The sequence below is a fragment of the Bradyrhizobium ivorense genome (genome assembly GCF_900696085.1).
Classification (GTDB): Bacteria; Pseudomonadota; Alphaproteobacteria; order Rhizobiales; family Xanthobacteraceae; genus Bradyrhizobium; species Bradyrhizobium ivorense.
This window is the reverse complement of record NZ_CAADFC020000020.1, coordinates 1-17,405: the sequence shown is the minus strand read 5'-3', so window position 1 is coordinate 17,405 and position 17,405 is coordinate 1. Positions and strand designations below refer to the sequence as shown.

Sequence of the window (17,405 nt, the reverse complement as noted above, 5' to 3'; positions counted from 1 at the left end):
TCACTCCGCCGCGACCACCTGCGGCCGCTCGACCTCGGCCTCAAGCTGCGGATCGAGCTTGCGCCGCAGCCTGCGGTCGATGCGGTCGAGATAGATGTAGATTACCGGCGTGATGAACAGCGTCAGCAGCTGCGACACGCAGAGGCCGCCGACCACGGCAACACCGAGCGGCTGGCGCAGCTCGGCGCCGGCGCCGGCGCCGAGCGCGATCGGCAGCGTGCCGAAGATCGCCGCGAACGTCGTCATCATGATCGGTCGGAAGCGCAGCAGCGCCGCCTCGCGGATCGCGTGCTCGGCGCTCAGCCCGACGCGGCGCCGCTCCAGCGCGAAGTCGACCATCATGATCGCGTTCTTCTTGACGATGCCGACCAGCATCACGATGCCGATCATCGCAATCACCGACAGCTCCATGTTGAACAGCATCAAGGTCAGGATCGCGCCGATGCCGGCCGACGGCAGGCCGGAGATGATGGTGATCGGATGGATGAAGCTCTCGTAGAGAATGCCGAGGATCACGAAGGCGGCGAACACCGCGGCGAGGATCAGCACGCCCTGCCCGCGCAGCGAATCCTGGAACACCTGCGCGGTGCCGGAGAAGCCGGTCACGATGGTCGGCGGCAGATTGGCGCTTTGCTCGAGCTCGGTGATCTTGTCGACCGCGTAGCCGAGCGACGTGCCCGGCGCGAGGTTGAACGAAATCGTCACCGCCGGCTGCTGGCCCTGATGGTTGATCTGGAGTGGCCCGACAGTCGGAACGAGCTTCGCCACCGCATCCAGCGGAATGGTCTGGCCGGTGCCGGTTTTCATATAGAGCTTGGACAGGTCGGACGGATCGACCCGGAACTGCGGCTGCACCTCCAAAATGATTTGGTAGTCGTTGGAGGGCATGTAGATGGTGCCGACCTGGCGCGCGCCATAAGAGTTGTAGAGCTGGTTGCGCACCTGGTCGACGGTGATGCCGTAGACCGCCGCCTTCTCGCGGTCGATGTCGACCGTCATCTGCGGGTTCTTGATGTAGAGGTCGGTGGTGACGTCGAGCAGGCCCGGGATCTTCTCGATCTTGTCCCGCATCTCCGGCGCCAGGCGGTACAGCGCCTCGGTGTCGCCGCTCTGCATCACATACTGATACTGGCTCTTCGAGACCCGGCCGCCGATATTGAGGTTCTGGACGCTCTGGAAGAACGCCTGCATGCCCGGGATCTGGCGGGCCTTCTGCCTCAGGCGGCCGATCACGACCGCGGCGTTGTCGCGCGTCTTCTGGTCCTTCAGCGCGATGAACAGGCGGCCGTAGTTGGTGGTCGGATTGGGACCGCCGGAGCCGACGGTGGAATTGACGTAGTCGACCGCCGGATCGGTGCGGAGCACTTCGACCAGCGCCTGCTGGCGGACCTTCATCGCCTCGAACGAGGTGTCGGTCGCCGCTTCCGTCACGCCGATCAGGAAGCCGGTGTCCTCCTGCGGGAAGAAGCCTTTCGGCACTATCATGTAGAGGTAGATGGTGCCGCCGAGCGTCGCCAGCGTCACCACCAGCATCAGGGCCTTCTTGGCGAGCACCCAGTCCAGCGCCCATTCATAGGCTTTCAGCCACGACTCGAACACCGCCTCGAACGCCCGCAGCACGATGTTCGGCCGCTTGGTCGCGTCATGCGTCCGCAGCACGCGCGCACACAGCATCGGGGTCAGCGTCAGCGAGACGAAGCCGGAGACGATGATCGCGACCGAGATCGTCACCGCGAATTCGCGGAACACACGGCCGACGATGCCGCCCATCAAGAGCACCGGGATGAACACGGCGATCAGCGAGAAGGTGATCGAGATGATGGTGAAACCGATCTCGCGCGCGCCCTTCAGCGCCGCCTCGAACGGCTTCATGCCGTGCTCGATGTGGCGCATGATGTTTTCCAGCATGACGATGGCGTCGTCGACCACGAAGCCGACCGAGAGCGTCAGCGCCAGCAGCGTCATGTTGTTGATGGAGTAGTCGAGCGCATACATCGCCGCACAGGTGCCGAGCAGCGAGATCGGCACCGCCAGCGCCGGAATGAAGGTCGCCGAGGCCGAGCGCAGGAACAGGAAGATCACCAGGATCACGAGCCCGATCGCGATCAGCAGGGTTTCCTCGACGTCGCTGACCGCCTGCCGGATCGAGACCGAGCGGTCCATCATCACCTGCATGGTGACCGACGGCGGGATCGCCGCGCGCAGCGCCGGCAGCTTGGCCAGCACGGCGTCGACCACCGCCACAGTATTGGCGTCGGGCTGCTTCTGGATCGCGAGCACGATCGCCCGCTCGTCATTCATCCAGGTCGCGATCTTGTCGTTCTCGACGGCATCATAGACCTTTGCGATCTCGTCCAGCCGCACCGGCGAGCCGTTGCGCCAGGCGACGTAGATCTGGCGGTAGTCGGCCGCCTTGTCCATCTGACCGGAGGCCTGCAGGGCGACGTCCTGCTTCGGACCGTTCAGCGTGCCGACCGGGGTCGAGGAATTGGCGCGCGACACCGCGGCGCGGATGTCCTCCATCGAGACGCCGCGGGCGGCGGCGGCTTCCGGATCGGCCTGGACCCGGATCGCGAATTTCTGCGCGCCGTAGATCAGCACCTGGGCGACGCCGGGCAGCTGCGACAACGCCTGCCCAATCGTGATGTCGCCATACTCGTTGACCGACGACAGCGGCAGCGTCGCCGAGCCGAGCGAGACGAACAGCACCGGGAAGTCCGCCGGGTTCACCTTGCGGAAGCTCGGCGGAATCGTCATTTCGATCGGCAGCCGGCGCTGCGCGATGGTCAGCGCGGTCTGCACGTCGAGCGCGGCAGCATCGATGTTGCGGTTGAGGTCGAACTGAATGGTGATGACACTGGTGCCCTGCGACGAGTTCGACGACATCGAGGAGATGCCGGCGATGGTCGAGAGCTGGCGCTCGATGATGCCGGCGACCGAGGCGGCCATGGTGTCGGCACTGGCGCCGGGCAGCGTCGCGGTCACCGCGATGGTCGGGAAGTCGACCTTGGGCAGCGCCGAGACCGGCAGCAGGCGGAAGCCGAACACGCCAAACGCGATGATCGACGCCGTGATCAGCGTGGTCATCACCGGGCGGCGGATGCAGAGCTCGGACAGCGTCATCGGCTAGGCTCCAGCCTTGCGCGCCCGCGGCTCGACCCGCGATCCGTCTGACAGCAGCAGCTGGCCGTCGACGACGATGCTTTCATCGCCCGCAAGCCCGTCGGCGATCACCGAGGTGCCCTGGAAGGTGCGGTCGACCTTGACCGGCTGAACTTTTGCCACGCCGTCTCTGACCACGAAGACGAAATTGCCGTTCTGGCTGCGCTGCACCGCGACCGTGGGCACCACGACCGCGTCCTCGTTGCGGATGATCAGCTTGGTCTGCACGATGGTGCCGGGCCACAGCGTCTCGCTCTCATTGTTCATGATGCCGCGCACGGTGACCATGCCGGTGGTGGCATCGACGGTGTTTTCGACCATCGCGACCTTGCCGCTCTCGGAGCGCTGGCGGCCTGGAATGGTCGCGAGCACCTGCGGGTCGCCCTTCCCCATCGCGTCGCGCAGGTCGACCAGCGCCTTCTGCGGGACGGCAAAGGTGACATAGACCGGCGCCATCTGGTTGATGGTTGCAAGCGGCTGGGTGTCGGCAGGGCGCACGAAATTGCCGACCTTGACGTTGGCTGCGCTGATCCGGCCCGCGAACGGCGCACGAATGACCGTATAGCTCTTCTGGACCCGGAGATTGTCGAGCGACGACTGGTCGGCCTTGATGGTGGCGATCAGGATGTCGGACTGGGTCTTGGCGTTATCGAGATTGACCTGGGTGGTTGCGCCCTTGCCGACCAGCTCGGTGTAGCGGCGCAGGTCGCGCTGCGCGCCTTCGAGCTGCGCGCGGTCCCTCGCCAGCACACCCTCGGCCTGCTCGATCTGGGCGTCGATCTGCCGCGCATCGAGCGTGAACAGCAGATCGCCTTCACTGACCTTGGCGCCGTCCTCGAAATGCACCGAGACGATGGTGGTCTCCAGCCGCGACTTCAGCGCGACGCTGGAGATCGGCGTCACCGAGCCGATCGCATCGACATCGACCGGCACCGATCTGCGTTCGGCCTTGGCGAGATCGACCGAGACGACGCGGGCACGTGGGCCGCCCTGCGCCGTGGCGGCGCCGCCATTCATCCATGAGGATCGGGTCGTGTAAGCCGCCCCGGCCGCAATGCCGAGCACGGCAACAATCAAAAGGAAATTGCGTCTCTTCATAAGTTTTGCACGCGCGCCGCCCCCATCGTCAAAACCAGGACGGTTCGTAGCTCCCCCTCGGCAATTGTTGCGCCTTGTTTCCCTTCAGGGTTAGCACAGGCAGGCCGCACATGGTATGCCACCTAAGATAAATTGTGCGGCCGTCTTCGCTTGTGCATTGCCGGAAGTTCGCAAGAATGGGCGTGGCCCATCAACATCGAGCCGTTCCGATCGCCGTTCATGTCCGCCTCCGTCCTCGTCTGCCGCTGGGAAGAAGCCCAGGAGCGCGCCAAATCCATCCGTTACAGCGTCTTTGTCGAGGAACAGGGCGTGCCGGTGGAATTGGAGTGGGACGACAAGGACGCGACGAGCTGGCATGCGCTGGGCTTTGCCGAGGACGGTACGCCGGTGGCGACCGGCCGGCTGCTAGCCGACGGCCATATCGGCCGCATGGCGGTCCTCAAGCCGGCACGCGGTACCGGCGTCGGCGCGCGTGTCCTGGACGCGCTGATGGTCAAGGCGGCCGAACTCGGCTATCCCCGATTGATCCTCAACGCGCAGACGCACGCGGCGCCGTTTTACGCACGCGCCGGGTTCGAGCCTGTCGGCGAGGAATTCGTGGAGGCCGGCATCTCGCACATCGAGATGCGGAAACGCTTGGTCTGACGGGCTGCGGATGGCGGGGCCGCTAACGCGAAAACCCATTGGAATAGAGGAACTTTGATGCCAGTTCGCGTAGCAACATGGAACGTCAATTCGGTCCGGCAGCGGATCGAGCCTCTCATGAGCTGGCTGAAGGAGTGCTCGCCCGACATCGTCTGCCTGCAGGAGATTAAGTGCGTCGATGAGGCGTTTCCCCGGCTCGAGATCGAATCGCTCGGCTACAATGTCGTCACCCACGGCCAGAAGACCTTCAACGGCGTCGCGCTGCTGTCGAAGCTGCCGTTCGACGAGACCAAGTCGGGGCTGGCCGGCGACGACGAGGACGCCCATGCCCGCTTCATTGAAGGTGTCGTCACGTTGAAGCAGGGCGTGGTGCGGGTGGCGTGTCTTTATCTGCCCAACGGGAACCCGGCGAACACCGACAAATATCCGTACAAACTCAAGTGGATGTCGCGGCTTCTTGAGTACGCGAAGGAGCGGCTCAAGGCCGAGGAGCCGCTGGTGCTGGCCGGCGACTACAACGTCATCCCGGCGGCCCGCGACGTCTACAATCCGGCCGCCTGGGCCGACGACGCGCTGTTCCGCCCCACCACGAGGGAGGCCTTCCAGTCGCTGCTCGGCCTCGGCCTCACCGACGCGCTGCGGGCGGTCAATGACGACCCCGGCCAGTACACCTTCTGGGATTACCAGGCCGGCGCCTGGCAGAAGAACTGGGGCCTCAGAATCGACCACCTGCTGCTGTCGCCGCAGGCCAGCGACCGGCTGATCGACGTCGGCATCGACAGCTATGTCCGGGGCTGGGAAAAGCCCTCCGATCATGTCCCGGTCTGGGCCGATCTCGATTTCGAGACCGCCTGAGCCGGGCGGGCCGCGCACGGGGCCGACCGCGGGCGATTAATCCCGCCGGCCCTGCACCCAGTGCTCGAGCATCTGCAGCGCCATGGTCTTGTCGTCCTCGGACGCCTTGGCGACGGCGCGGTTGTAGCTTTCGCGGATCCAGTTCTCGTCCGGCGTCGCGCTGTCGCGCGCGAGCGTCAGCCACATCAGGCCGCGCGCCCGCTGCGGCGGCAGACGGTCGCCGTTGAACAGCATCTGGCCGAGCAACGCCTGGGCCTGATGCTGACCCTTCTGGGCGGCAAGCCCGAGCCAGCGCGCGCCGTAGCGGAAATCATCGCGCGAGGCGTCCGGGGTCTTCAGATACAGCCGGGCGAGGTCGTACTGGGCGTCGGCGTTGCCGAAATAGGACGCCGCATAGGAGAACATCTCCCTCGCGCGCTCGGTGTCGGCCTTGACCTTGGAATTGGGAATCCCGCTCAGATAGTAGCGGCCGAGCGCCACGAAGGCGTTGGCGACGATCGAGGCCTGCGGTGCCGACGGCGAATCCTCGGCATGCGCATTGGCGATCCGGCTGAAATATTCGAAAGCGCGGAGGTCGTCCTGGGCGACGCCGTCGCCTTCGGCGTACATCTTGCCGAGCTTCCACTGCGCCACCGGGTGGCCGGCCTCGGCGAGCGACATCACGCTGGAATTGGAGTTCGGCAGCGCCGTCGGCGCGATCGGCGCGGCAGCCCGCTTCAGCGCGGCGGCGGCGCCTGGCTGCGGGGAAACCACCGGGATGGTTGTGTCCTGCGGGTTGACCGGGGCGCCGTCGAATCCGAATCCGGGGCCCGCCACCGGAATGGCCCCTAACGCAAACGCAAATATCGTACGCCTAAACGTCCGCATAACACTGTTTCTCGTACGCGCCACCCGGATGGGTAACAGCGCCATCCACCGCCGGCCCCACTTGCTCGGCGTACTTCCACAGCGCACCAGATGTATGGTTCGTCGCGCGAGGGGCCCATTTGGTCTTACGATTTGTGAGCTCGGCGTCACTCAACTTTACGTCAAGAGTGCCGGCGACCGCATCGATCTCGATGATGTCGCCGTCCTGCAACAGCCCGATCGGCCCGCCGATGGCCGCCTCGGGTCCAATATGTCCAATGCAAAAGCCGCGCGTGGCACCGGAAAACCGGCCGTCGGTGATCAGGGCGACCTTGCCGCCCATACCCTGCCCGGTCAGCGCCGCGGTGGTCGCCAGCATCTCCCGCATCCCGGGGCCGCCCTTCGGCCCCTCGTAGCGGATCACGATGACTTCGCCTTCCCTGTAGGTGCGGTTCTGCACGGCCTCGAAGGCGTCCTCCTCGCGGTCGAAGCACCGGGCGGGACCGGTAAACCTCAGGTTAGACATTCCCGCGACCTTCACGATCGCACCCTCCGGAGCGAGATTACCCTTCAAACCGACAACGCCACCGGTCACGGTGATCGGATTGTCGGCGGGCCGCACCACATCCTGGTGCGGATTCCACTTCACGCCTTTGAGGTTTTCAGCGATCGTTCGGCCCGTGACGGTTAAGCAATCCCCGTGCAGGTGGCCATTGTCGAGCAGCGTCTTCATCAACAGCGGAATGCCGCCAACCTCGAACATGTCTTTGGCAACATAACGGCCGCCCGGCTTCAAATCCGCGACGTAAGGAGTCTTTTTGAAGATTTCGGCAACGTCGAACAGGTTGAACTTGATGCCGCACTCATGGGCGATTGCCGGCAAGTGCAATGCAGCATTGGTCGAGCCACCTGAGGCTGCAACCACGGCCGCAGCATTTTCAAGGGCTTCGCGGGTGACGATGTCACGGGGCCTGATGTTTTTCTCGATCAGCTCCATCACCTTCTCGCCGGCGGCGGCGCAGAAGGAGTCACGGATCTCGTAGGGCGCCGGAGCTCCGGCAGAATACGGGAGCGCGAGGCCGATCGCCTCGGAGACGGTCGCCATGGTGTTGGCGGTGAACTGGGCGCCGCAGGCCCCGGCCGAGGGGCACGCCACCCGCTCGATCTCGTCGAGGTCCTCGTCCGACATGGCGCCGACCGAGTGCTTGCCGACCGCCTCGAACATGTCCTGCACCGTGACCGGCTGGCCGCGGAAATTGCCCGGCAGGATCGAGCCGCCATAGATGAAGATCGAGGGCACGTTGAGACGGACCATCGCCATCATCATGCCCGGCAGCGACTTGTCGCAGCCGGCGAGCCCGACCAGCGCGTCATAGGCATGGCCCCGCACGGTCAGCTCGACCGAATCGGCGATGCATTCGCGCGACGGCAGCGACGAGCGCATGCCGTCGTGGCCCATCGCGATGCCGTCGGTCACGGTGATGGTGCAGAACTCGCGCGGCGTGCCGCCGGCGGAGGCGACGCCCTTCTTCACCGCCTGCGCCTGGCGCATCAGCGAGATGTTGCACGGCGCCGCTTCATTCCAGCATGAAGCAACGCCGACAAAGGGTTGATGAATCTGGGCTGTCGTCAGCCCCATGGCGTAGAGATAGGAGCGATGCGGGGCGCGCGCCGGCCCTTCCGTCACGTGACGGCTGGGCAGCCTGCCTTTGATGTTCGTCTTCGCATCCACCTTGGCGTCCATCGCAACCCTGCTCCCAGCACTCTTTTGCTCTGTAACGCCGGAACCGGTCGAATCGTCCCGTCGCGAGTGCTGGCCATTCAGCTTTGTGAACATCCTTTCATGTCGGGGTGTGGCCAAAAAGCGGCGCGACCGCGAACCGGCTGTGATTAGGGTTAAATGTTCCAATCCTGTGGCGCAGACGCAACATTCGTGGCTCTCGGGCAACCATGTATTATCGAAGCTTATGGGAACCGACGGAGCCGGCGGAGATTGATCAGAGGTTGATATATACGAATAAATTTCGCCTGAGTTGTGCTACGACAAACTAGCTCGATGTCATCACCCGCGCAGGCGGGTGATCCAGTATTCCAGAGGCGGCAGTGCTTGAGCCGAGAGGCCGCGGCGTACTGGATCGCCCGGTCGAGCCGGGCGATGACAGCGTGGAGGGGGACGCAGCTTCGCATTCTCGCGACATGATTTGCCCGAGCTTTGCTGTTCGTTCCGCCCTCTCTCGTAAAGAGGGCGCAGGGAAAGCCGGGTGCCGATTGCACCCGTGGGCCCGGTGCAACAAAAGAGCACCGGGGGTAGGACCACAGGTGTAACCGGAAACAACCCGGCTTTCCCTGCGCGATGGGTTACGGCTTATACGTGCTCTCCCCGGCGAGACTGGGCTTTTTTGTCACCGCTTCGGCAAAGACGCTTGCGCGTCTTGCCGGAGGACACCTGCCACTAGGGCGTCAGGCCTGCACGACTTCACCGTCCGCCTCGCATGCTGTCGTCACTGACATGCGAAACGTCCACCGCATCTCACCGCAACACTATGACGATGGCCAGCGCCCCTCGATCGGGTGAGACGGGCGGATTAGACAGTGAGTTGGGGGCCGCCGTCAAGGAAGATTTCGGAAAATACGCATTCGGTTTTGCCGAGTTCCGCGCCGACGGCTCCGATACCCATCGCGCTGGGCCTTGCGTCTTCCCTTCTTTGCTCTGGGCCGCGGATACCGGCAGCGCGCCGGTCAATTCGCGCGCTTGCGCTTCGCATTCAACGCGGACGCGACGCGGCTGACCGGCGGATGGCCGAGCAATCCGGCCATTTCGTTGGTCGCGGCGAGCAGCTTGTCCATGTCGATGCCGGTTTTCACGCCCATGCCCTCGAGCATGTAGACGACGTCCTCGGTGGCCACATTGCCGGTGGCGCCGGGGGCGTAGGGGCAGCCGCCGAGGCCGCCGGCGGCACTGTCGATGACGCGGACGCCCTCCTCCATGCCGGCATAGAGATTGGCCAGCGCCTGGCCGTAGGTGTCGTGGAAATGCATCGCGAGGTTGGCAACCGGAATCTCAGCGCCGACCGCGCTCAGCATCGCCTTTGCCTTGAGCGGCGTGCCGACACCGATGGTGTCGCCGAGCGAGATCTCGTAACAGCCGAGGTCCCACAGCGTGATGGCGAGATCGGCGACCGCTTTCGGCTTGATCTCGCCGTCGAACGGACAGCCGAGCACGCAGGAGATATAGCCGCGCACCTTGACGCCATCGGCCTTGGCGCGCGCCAGCACAGGCTTGAAGCGCTCGATCGACTCCGCGATCGAGCAGTTGATGTTGGCGCGGGAAAAGCCTTCGGAGGCGGCGGCGAACACCGAGACCACCTGGGCGCCGGCGGCGCGCGCCGCGTCGTAGCCTTTCTCGTTCGGCACCAGCACGTGGAATTCGGCGTCCTTGATATGGCTGACGCCGCGCAACACCGCATCCGAGCTCGCCATTTGCGGGATCGCCTTCGGCGAGACGAAGGCGCCGACCTCGACGGTGGTCAGGCCCGCCGAGACCAACGCCTCGACGAAAGCGATGCGCGCTTCGACGCTGACCGGCGTCTTCTCGTTCTGCAGGCCGTCGCGCGGCCCCATCTCGACGATCTGGATGCTCATGACGCGGCCACAGGTTCGACTTCGGCCAGTTCGACGCCCTCGCCGACGATGTCGCCGACCTTGCATTTCAGCTTCTTCAAGACGCCCGCATAGGGCGCGCGCAGCGTTTGCTCCATCTTCATCACTTCCAGCGTGAGGATCGCCGCGCCTTTCTCCAAGGTGGCGCCCTCCTCGGCCAGCAGCGCGACCACGGTGCCCGGCAACGGCGCGACGATCTTGTCCTCGCCGACCTGCTCCTCGCTCTCGCCGCCGAACGGATCGACCCAGTGCAGGTCGAAGCGGCCATTGCGGGTGCGCAGATAGAGCTCATGGCCCTCGATCACCGACGCGACACGCGTCTTCACGCCGTCGAGCGTCAGGTCGAAGCCGGCCCCGTCCGCCGACGAGATCGCGAACGGGATGTCGCGCCCGCCGACCGACAGCGTCAACGGTCCGCGGCCATAATGCAGCGTGATGGTGTGCGGGGCTTCATGGCCCTGGCGGAACGAGAACACGCGCTGGCGGCGGCCGACCGGCTGCCAGCCAAAGGTCTGCCAGGGTGAATTGGCCTCGCTGCGCGCCGCCGCTCGCTCGGCGTTGACGATCGCCGCGACCGCCGCGCACAGCTCGAGCTCGCGGGCCGCGCCGGTCTCGGCGGTGAGGTTTTTCAGCTCGCGCTCGATGAAGCCGGTGTCGATCGCGTTGTCGCGGACGTTCTGATGCGTCACCAGCGCCGACAGGAACGGGATGTTGGTGACGATGCCGCGGACGTCGGTTCCTTCCAGACCGCGGTTGAGCTTTTCGATCGCGCCTTCGCGGGTCGGCGCCCAGGCGATCACCTTAGCGAGCATCGCGTCGTAATACGGCGACACAGCATCGCCGCTGCGATAGCCGGCGTCGATGCGCAGGCCGTCGCCTTCCGGCGGCGTCCGCCAAGTCTTGATGCGGCCGACCGAGGGCATGAAGTTCTTTTGGGGATTTTCGGCGTAGACCCGTGCCTCGATGGCGTGGCCGTTCAGCCTGATCTCGTCCTGCTTCAGCGGCAGCGCCTCGCCGAACGCGACGCGGAGCTGCCACTCGACCAGGTCGACGCCGGTGATCAGCTCGGTGACGGGATGCTCGACCTGCAGCCGGGTGTTCATCTCGATGAAGAACACGTCCTTGCCGTCGGAGACGAACTCGATGGTACCGGCACCGACATAATTGACCGCGCCGGCTGCCTTGCGCGCGGCCTCGCAGACCGTGTCGCGCTGCGTGGCGTTCAGCGTCGGCGACGGCGCCTCCTCGATCACCTTCTGGTGCCGGCGCTGCAGCGTGCATTCGCGCTCCCACAGCGAGAGCAGATGACCATGGCTGTCGCCGATGATCTGCACCTCGATATGGCGCGGGTTCTGGACGTATTTCTCGATCAGCATGCGGTCGTCGCCGAACGCCGCCTTGGCCTCGCGTTTGGCGCTGGTGATCGCCGCCGACAATTCACCGGCCGAATTGACCACGCGCATGCCGCGGCCACCGCCGCCGGCCGACGCCTTGACCAGCACCGGAAAACCGATCCGGTTGGCGGCCTCCGCCAGGGTGGCCTCGTCCTGGGCCTCGCCGTGATAGCCGGGCACCAGCGGCACGCCGGCCCTCTCCATCAGCGCCTTGGAGCCAGACTTCGAGCCCATCGCCGTCATCATCTCGGCGGTCGGGCCGACGAACACCAGCCCGGCCGCGAGACAGGCCTCGGCGAACTCGGCGTTTTCAGACAGAAAACCGTAGCCGGGATGCGCGGCCTCGGCGCCGGTCTGCTTGGCCGCGGCGATGACGCGCTCGATGTTGAGATAGCTGTCGCGGGCCCGTGCCGGGCCGAGCAGCACGGCCTCGTCGGCCAGCGCGACATGCATCGCGTCGCGGTCGGCCTCGGAATAGACAGCGACGGTGCGCAGCCCCAAGGCACGCGCGGAGCGGATGACGCGGCAGGCGATCTCGCCGCGGTTGGCGATCAGAAGCGTGCGGAAACGCCGGTAGAGTTTTGAGCGGTCCATGATCACATCCTGAACAGGCCAAACTTGGTGGGTTCGATCGGCGCATTGGCGGCGGCCGACAGGCCGAGCCCGAGCACCAGCCGCGTGTCGGCCGGATCAATCACGCCGTCGTCCCACAGCCGTGCGGTGGCGTAATAGGGATTGCCCTGCTTCTCGTATTGCGCGCGGATCGGCTCGCGGAATTTATCTTCTTCTTCCGCCGACCAGGTGTCGCCCTTGGCCTCGATGCCGTCGCGCTTGACCTGGCTCAGCACCATCGACGCCTGCTCGCCGCCCATCACCGAGATGCGGGCGTTCGGCCACAGCCAGAGGAAGCGCGGTGAGTAGGCGCGGCCGCACATGCCGTAATTGCCGGCGCCGTAGGAGCCTCCGATCACGACGGTGAACTTTGGTACGCCGGCGGTTGCCACCGCCGTCACCAGCTTGGCGCCGTCGCGCGCGATGCCGCCGGCCTCGTACTTCTTGCCAACCATGAAGCCGGTGATGTTCTGCAGGAACACCAGGGGAATGCCGCGCTGGCAGCACAGCTCGATGAAATGCGCGCCCTTCAGCGAGCTCTCGCTGAACAGGATGCCGTTGTTGGCGATGATGCCGACCGGATGGCCCCAGATATGGGCAAAGCCGCAGATCAGCGTGGTGCCGTACAGTTTCTTGAACTCGTCGAACTCCGAGCCGTCGACGATCCGCGCGATGATGTCGTGCACGTCGAACGGTTTGCGGCCGTCGGCGGAGACCACGCCATAGATCTCCTCGGCGGGAAACAACGGCTCCAGCGGCGGGCGCATGTTGAGCGGCGCCTTGGCCGGCTGCTTCAGCGTGGCGACGATGCGCCGCGCGATGCCGATCGCGTGGGCATCGTTCTGGGCGTAGTGGTCGGTGACGCCGGACTGCCGCGAATGCACGTCGGCGCCGCCGAGCTCTTCGGCGGTGACCACCTCGCCGGTAGCCGCCTTCACCAGCGGCGGACCGCCGAGGAAGATGGTGCCTTGATTGCGCACGATGATGCTCTCGTCCGACATCGCCGGCACATAGGCGCCGCCGGCGGTACAGGAACCCATCACGATCGCGATCTGCGGGATGCCCTGCGACGACATCTGGGCCTGGTTGTAGAAGATGCGGCCAAAGTGCCGCTCGTCGGGAAAGATCTCGTCCTGCAGCGGCAGGAAGGCGCCGCCGGAATCCACCATGTAGACGCAGGGCAGATTGTTCTGCCGCGCGATGTCCTGGGCGCGCAGATGCTTCTTCACCGTCATCGGGTAGTAGGTGCCGCCCTTGATGGTGGCGTCATTGGCGACGATGATGCATTCCCGCCCCGAAATGCGGCCGACGCCGGTGATGACGCTCGCCGAATGCACGTCGCCGCCATAGAGGCCGTTGGCGGCCAGCGGCGACAGCTCGAGAAAGGCGGTGCCGGGGTCGATCAGGAGATCGACGCGGTCGCGCGCCAGCATCTTGCCGCGCGAGGTGTGGCGCTTGCGCGAACTCTCGCCGCCGCCACCGGAGACGACGTTGAGCTTGTCGCGGAGCTCGGCGACCAGGCCGCGCATCACCTCGGCGTTGCGGGCGAATTCGGATGATGTGGGATCGATCGTCGAATGAAGCGGCATCTGTGTTGCACGTTTCGTTGGAGGTGGGTCTGCGAATTAGATCATCGCGCCGAAGCGCACGATAGCCAGTGTCGCGGAAGCCGTTCCTGACCTCGCCCCGCCTGCTGGGAGAGGTCGGATCGCATCGAAGATGCGATCCGGGTGAGGGGGAGCCTCCGCGAACACTTCTGCCACCGTTGATGCGGTGACAGCCCCTCACCCCGACCCTCTCCCCGCAAGAGCGGGGCGAGGGAGAAGAGAAGCTACGCCGACTTGGCGAACAGCTCGCGGCCGATCAGCATGCGGCGAATCTCGCTGGTGCCGGCGCCGATCTCGTAGAGCTTGGCGTCGCGCAGCAAGCGCCCGGTCGGATAATCGTTGATGTAGCCGTTGCCGCCCAAGAGCTGGATCGCATCCAGCGCGCATTGCGTGGCCTTCTCGGCGGCGTAGAGGATGGCGCCGGCGGCGTCCTCCCGCGTAGTCTCGCCGCGGTCGCAGGCCTTTGCCACCGCATAGACGTAGGCGCGCGAGGCATTCATCGTGGTGTACATGTCGGCGATCTTGCCCTGCACCAGCTGGAACGAGCCGATCGGCTCGCCGAACTGCTTGCGCTCGTGGACATAGGGCATCACCACGTCCATGCAGGCCTGCATGATGCCGAGCGGACCTGCCGCCAGCACCGCGCGCTCATAGTCGAGACCAGACATCAGCACGTTGACGCCGCGGCCGACCTCGCTGAGCACGTTCTCCTCCGGCACCTCGCAATCCTCGAACACCAGCTCGCAGGTGTCGGAGCCGCGCATGCCGAGCTTGTCGAGCTTTTGCGCGGTGGAGAAGCCCTTCATGCCTTTTTCGATGATGAAGGCGGTGATGCCGCGCGGGCCGCCGTTCGGATCGGTCTTGGCATAGACCACCAGCGTCTCGGCGTGGGGACCGTTGGTGATCCACATCTTGCTGCCGTTGAGCACGAAACGGTCGCCCTTCTTCTCGGCGCGGGTCTTCATCGAGACCACGTCGGAACCGGCGGATGGCTCCGACATCGCGAGCGAGCCGACATGTTCGCCCGAAATCAGCTTTGGCAGATACTTCCGCTTCTGCGCCTCGTTGCCGTTGCGGCGGATCTGGTTGACGCAGAGGTTGGAATGCGCGCCGTAGGCCAGCCCGACCGAGGCGGATGCCCGCGAAATCTCCTCCACCGCAATGCAGTGCTCGAGATAGCCGAGGCCCGACCCGCCATACTCCTCCTCGACGGTGATGCCGTGCAGTCCGAGCGCGCCGATCCTGGGCCAGAGGTCGCGCGGAAAGCTGTTGCTGCGGTCGATCTCGGCGGCGCGCGGCGCGATCTCGTTGGCCGAGAAATCGCGCACGGTCTCGCGGATCGCATCCGCGGTCTCGCCAAGGTCGAAATTGAAGACTGCCGCCTGGTTCGAGGCCATGATCCCTCCCTACAGTTTCCTCTTTCAATTAAACGATCATACGTTTTTTTCTTGGCTTCGCAAGCGGACCTGCTATGATCGCTGCAAGAAATCCGCATTCCATTGAATTTCCTTGGATTTCATGCGATAAACATACGGTCGTTCGCTTGTTTCCGGCCTCCCCTGGCAAGCCAACACCCCTCCGAGGCCCCGATGGCACGCACGATCGGCTCACATGGCCCCACAACGCTGGAGGCGATCCGCAAGGCCGGCGTGCGCCTGATCTACGAGAACGGCTACGAGGCGATGAGCCTGCGCAAGCTCGCCGCCGAGGTCGGCATCCAGGCCGGCTCACTCTACAACCATATCTCAACCAAGCAGGACCTGCTGTTCGATCTGGTGCAGGACCATATCAACGATTTGCTGCGCGAGCTCGATCTTGCCCTGGCGGGCAAGGCCGATCCGGTCGAGCAGCTGCGCGCCTTCGTGTCCTTCCATGTCACCTATCACATGACCCGCAAGCGCGAGGTCTTCATCGCCAATTCCGAGCTGCGCAGCCTCGAGCCGAAGAACTACGATGCCGTCGTGGCGCTGCGCGGCGCCTATGAGCAGCGGCTGGCGCAGATCCTGACCGACGGGGTGTCCGACGGCGTGTTCGAGGTCGTCGACATCCAGGTCGCGACCTTTGCAATCCTGGCGCTGTTGACCGGGCTCTGCACCTGGTATCGGCCCGGCGGCCGATTGACCCGGGAGGCGATCATAGCAGCGCATGAGAAGCTGGTGCTCTCCGGCGTCGGAGCGGCGCAGGCGGTGACCGGGGAAGTGCGCGAGACCGGCAGGCTGCCGCACGGCGCCGCAGCGGGTGCGCGTTCGTGACGGAGCGCCAACAATTCGATGACGTCGACCTCAAGATCCTGTCCGAATTGCAGACGGACGGCCGGATCCGGATCAACGAGCTCGCCGCACGGGTCGGCATAACCGCCCCGCCCTGCCTGCGCCGGGTCCGCGCGCTGCGCAGCCGCGGCGTGATCCAGGCGGTCCGCGCCACGTTGAACGAGCGGGCGCTCGGCTACGAGGTGACGACCTTCGTCCTGATCCAGCTCGAGAGCCAGACGCTGGCCGCGATCGAGGCGTTCGAGGCGGCGGTGGCGGCCGTGCCGCGGTTCCTGCAATGCTGGCGGATCTCGGGCGATGCCGATTTCATGCTGAAATGCGTCGCGCCCAGCGTCGATGACATACGCCAGCAGCTGCTGCAGTTCTCGGGCCTGCCGAACGTGCGCAAGATCAGGAGCTATCCCGTGCTCGGCGTCTCCAAGGATGCGCCGCTGCCGATCCCAGGCCACCTCGCCGCGCCGAGCCCGGCAGGGTGATACTGCCTGACGGGCCGTTCCAGACGGCCTGTCATTGCGAGGAGCGCTTGCGACGAAGCAATCCATCGATCCCCGAGTTGAGGCGTGGATTGCTTCGCGGAGCCTGTCATCGGGCGCGCGTTCGCGCGACCCGTTGGCTCGCAAAGATGGGGTGGACGGCCCCCAACGGCATCAGTGTGCCAGACTGGTGATGTTGATTCGACCAGACAAGGGGACCGTCCATGACGAAGATTAGCACGATTGGTTTGGACTTGGCGAAGAACGTGTTTCAAGTTCACGGGGTTGATGCGGCGGGAGCTGTGGTGCTGAGGCGGCAACTTCGGCGGGCCGCCGTGGAGAAGTTTTTTGCGCAGTTGCCGCCGTGCCTGGTGGGCATGGAGGCCTGTGGCAGCGCGCATCATTGGGCACGGGTGATCGGGAAGTACGGCCACGAAGTCAAGCTGATGCCGCCGGCCTATGTGAAGCCTTATGTGAAGCGCAACAAGAACGATGGCCGGGACGCGGAGGCGATCTGCGAGGCGGTGAGCCGGCCGACGATGCGCTTTGTGGCGGTGAAGAGCGTCGCGCAGCAGGCGGCGCTGGCGGTTCACGGCACCCGCGCGCTGCTGGTTCGGCAGCGGACGATGGCCGCGAACGCGCTGCGGGCGGCGCTGAGCGAGCTCGGGATCGTGGCGGCGCAGGGCTATGAGGGGCTGCGCGAGCTGATGGCCCGGCTCGAGAAGCCGAGTGAGGAGATCCCGGAGATCATGCGCGGCGCCCTGTTGGTGCTCGCCACACATT

General features: G+C 65.3%; 13 protein-coding genes. 5 read left to right on the top strand and 8 right to left on the bottom strand.

The window, feature by feature from the left end; all coding sequences use genetic code 11:
- Together CI41S_RS26360 and CI41S_RS26355 are read right to left on the bottom strand one after the other, a co-directional pair.
- Positions 1-3,123, bottom strand: a complete 3,123-nt coding sequence (locus CI41S_RS26360; RefSeq protein ID WP_139862276.1) for an efflux RND transporter permease subunit — start codon at positions 3,121-3,123, stop codon at positions 1-3.
- A 3-nt stretch (positions 3,124-3,126) separates the two neighbouring features.
- Entirely contained in the window at positions 3,127-4,260 is a 1,134-nt protein-coding gene (locus CI41S_RS26355; protein ID WP_139862275.1) for an efflux RND transporter periplasmic adaptor subunit, read from the bottom strand.
- Between the two features lie 219 nt (positions 4,261-4,479).
- Here CI41S_RS26355 and CI41S_RS26350 point away from each other — a divergent pair, with 219 nt between their 5' ends.
- Together CI41S_RS26350 and xth are read left to right on the top strand one after the other, a co-directional pair.
- Positions 4,480-4,905 (top strand): GNAT family N-acetyltransferase, encoded by a 426-nt coding sequence (locus tag CI41S_RS26350; protein WP_139862274.1) that lies wholly within the window; start codon positions 4,480-4,482, stop codon positions 4,903-4,905.
- A 57-nt stretch (positions 4,906-4,962) separates the two neighbouring features.
- Complete coding sequence (xth, locus tag CI41S_RS26345) at positions 4,963-5,760, top strand: exodeoxyribonuclease III (RefSeq protein ID WP_139862273.1); 798 nt, start codon at positions 4,963-4,965, stop codon at positions 5,758-5,760.
- Positions 5,761-5,796: 36 nt separating this feature from the next.
- Here the strand turns inward: xth and CI41S_RS26340 are convergent, their stop codons facing one another.
- From CI41S_RS26340 to CI41S_RS26315, 6 genes are all read right to left on the bottom strand, one after another.
- On the bottom strand, positions 5,797-6,627 hold the full coding sequence (locus CI41S_RS26340; protein WP_172626905.1) for a tetratricopeptide repeat protein: 831 nt from the start codon (positions 6,625-6,627) through the stop codon (positions 5,797-5,799).
- Positions 6,614-8,338: a dihydroxy-acid dehydratase gene (ilvD, locus tag CI41S_RS26335; protein WP_139483405.1), complete on the bottom strand. Its 1,725-nt coding sequence runs from the start codon at positions 8,336-8,338 to the stop codon at positions 6,614-6,616. The genes CI41S_RS26340 and ilvD overlap by 14 nt, the downstream gene beginning before the upstream one ends.
- Before the next feature lie 1,007 nt (positions 8,339-9,345).
- On the bottom strand, positions 9,346-10,248 hold the full coding sequence (locus tag CI41S_RS26330) for a hydroxymethylglutaryl-CoA lyase (protein WP_139862271.1): 903 nt from the start codon (positions 10,246-10,248) through the stop codon (positions 9,346-9,348).
- On the bottom strand, positions 10,245-12,254 hold the full coding sequence (locus tag CI41S_RS26325) for an acetyl/propionyl/methylcrotonyl-CoA carboxylase subunit alpha (RefSeq protein WP_139862270.1): 2,010 nt from the start codon (positions 12,252-12,254) through the stop codon (positions 10,245-10,247). The genes CI41S_RS26330 and CI41S_RS26325 overlap by 4 nt, the downstream gene beginning before the upstream one ends.
- A 2-nt stretch (positions 12,255-12,256) precedes the next feature.
- Positions 12,257-13,861, bottom strand: a complete 1,605-nt coding sequence (locus tag CI41S_RS26320) for a carboxyl transferase domain-containing protein (protein WP_139862269.1) — start codon at positions 13,859-13,861, stop codon at positions 12,257-12,259.
- A gap of 242 nt (positions 13,862-14,103) precedes the next feature.
- Positions 14,104-15,276: an isovaleryl-CoA dehydrogenase gene (locus tag CI41S_RS26315; RefSeq protein WP_139862268.1), complete on the bottom strand. Its 1,173-nt coding sequence runs from the start codon at positions 15,274-15,276 to the stop codon at positions 14,104-14,106.
- Between the two features lie 192 nt (positions 15,277-15,468).
- Here CI41S_RS26315 and CI41S_RS26310 point away from each other — a divergent pair, with 192 nt between their 5' ends.
- The 3 genes from CI41S_RS26310 to CI41S_RS26300 all read left to right on the top strand — a co-directional run.
- Positions 15,469-16,131 carry a TetR/AcrR family transcriptional regulator gene (locus CI41S_RS26310; protein WP_244626706.1) on the top strand — a complete coding sequence of 221 codons (663 nt, stop codon included), beginning with the start codon at positions 15,469-15,471 and terminating at the stop codon, positions 16,129-16,131.
- On the top strand, positions 16,128-16,625 hold the full coding sequence (locus tag CI41S_RS26305) for an Lrp/AsnC family transcriptional regulator (RefSeq protein WP_139862267.1): 498 nt from the start codon (positions 16,128-16,130) through the stop codon (positions 16,623-16,625). The genes CI41S_RS26310 and CI41S_RS26305 overlap by 4 nt, the downstream gene beginning before the upstream one ends.
- Before the next feature lie 221 nt (positions 16,626-16,846).
- A partial coding sequence (locus CI41S_RS26300) for an IS110 family RNA-guided transposase (protein ID WP_139862266.1) occupies positions 16,847-17,405 on the top strand: 559 nt, incomplete at its 3' end.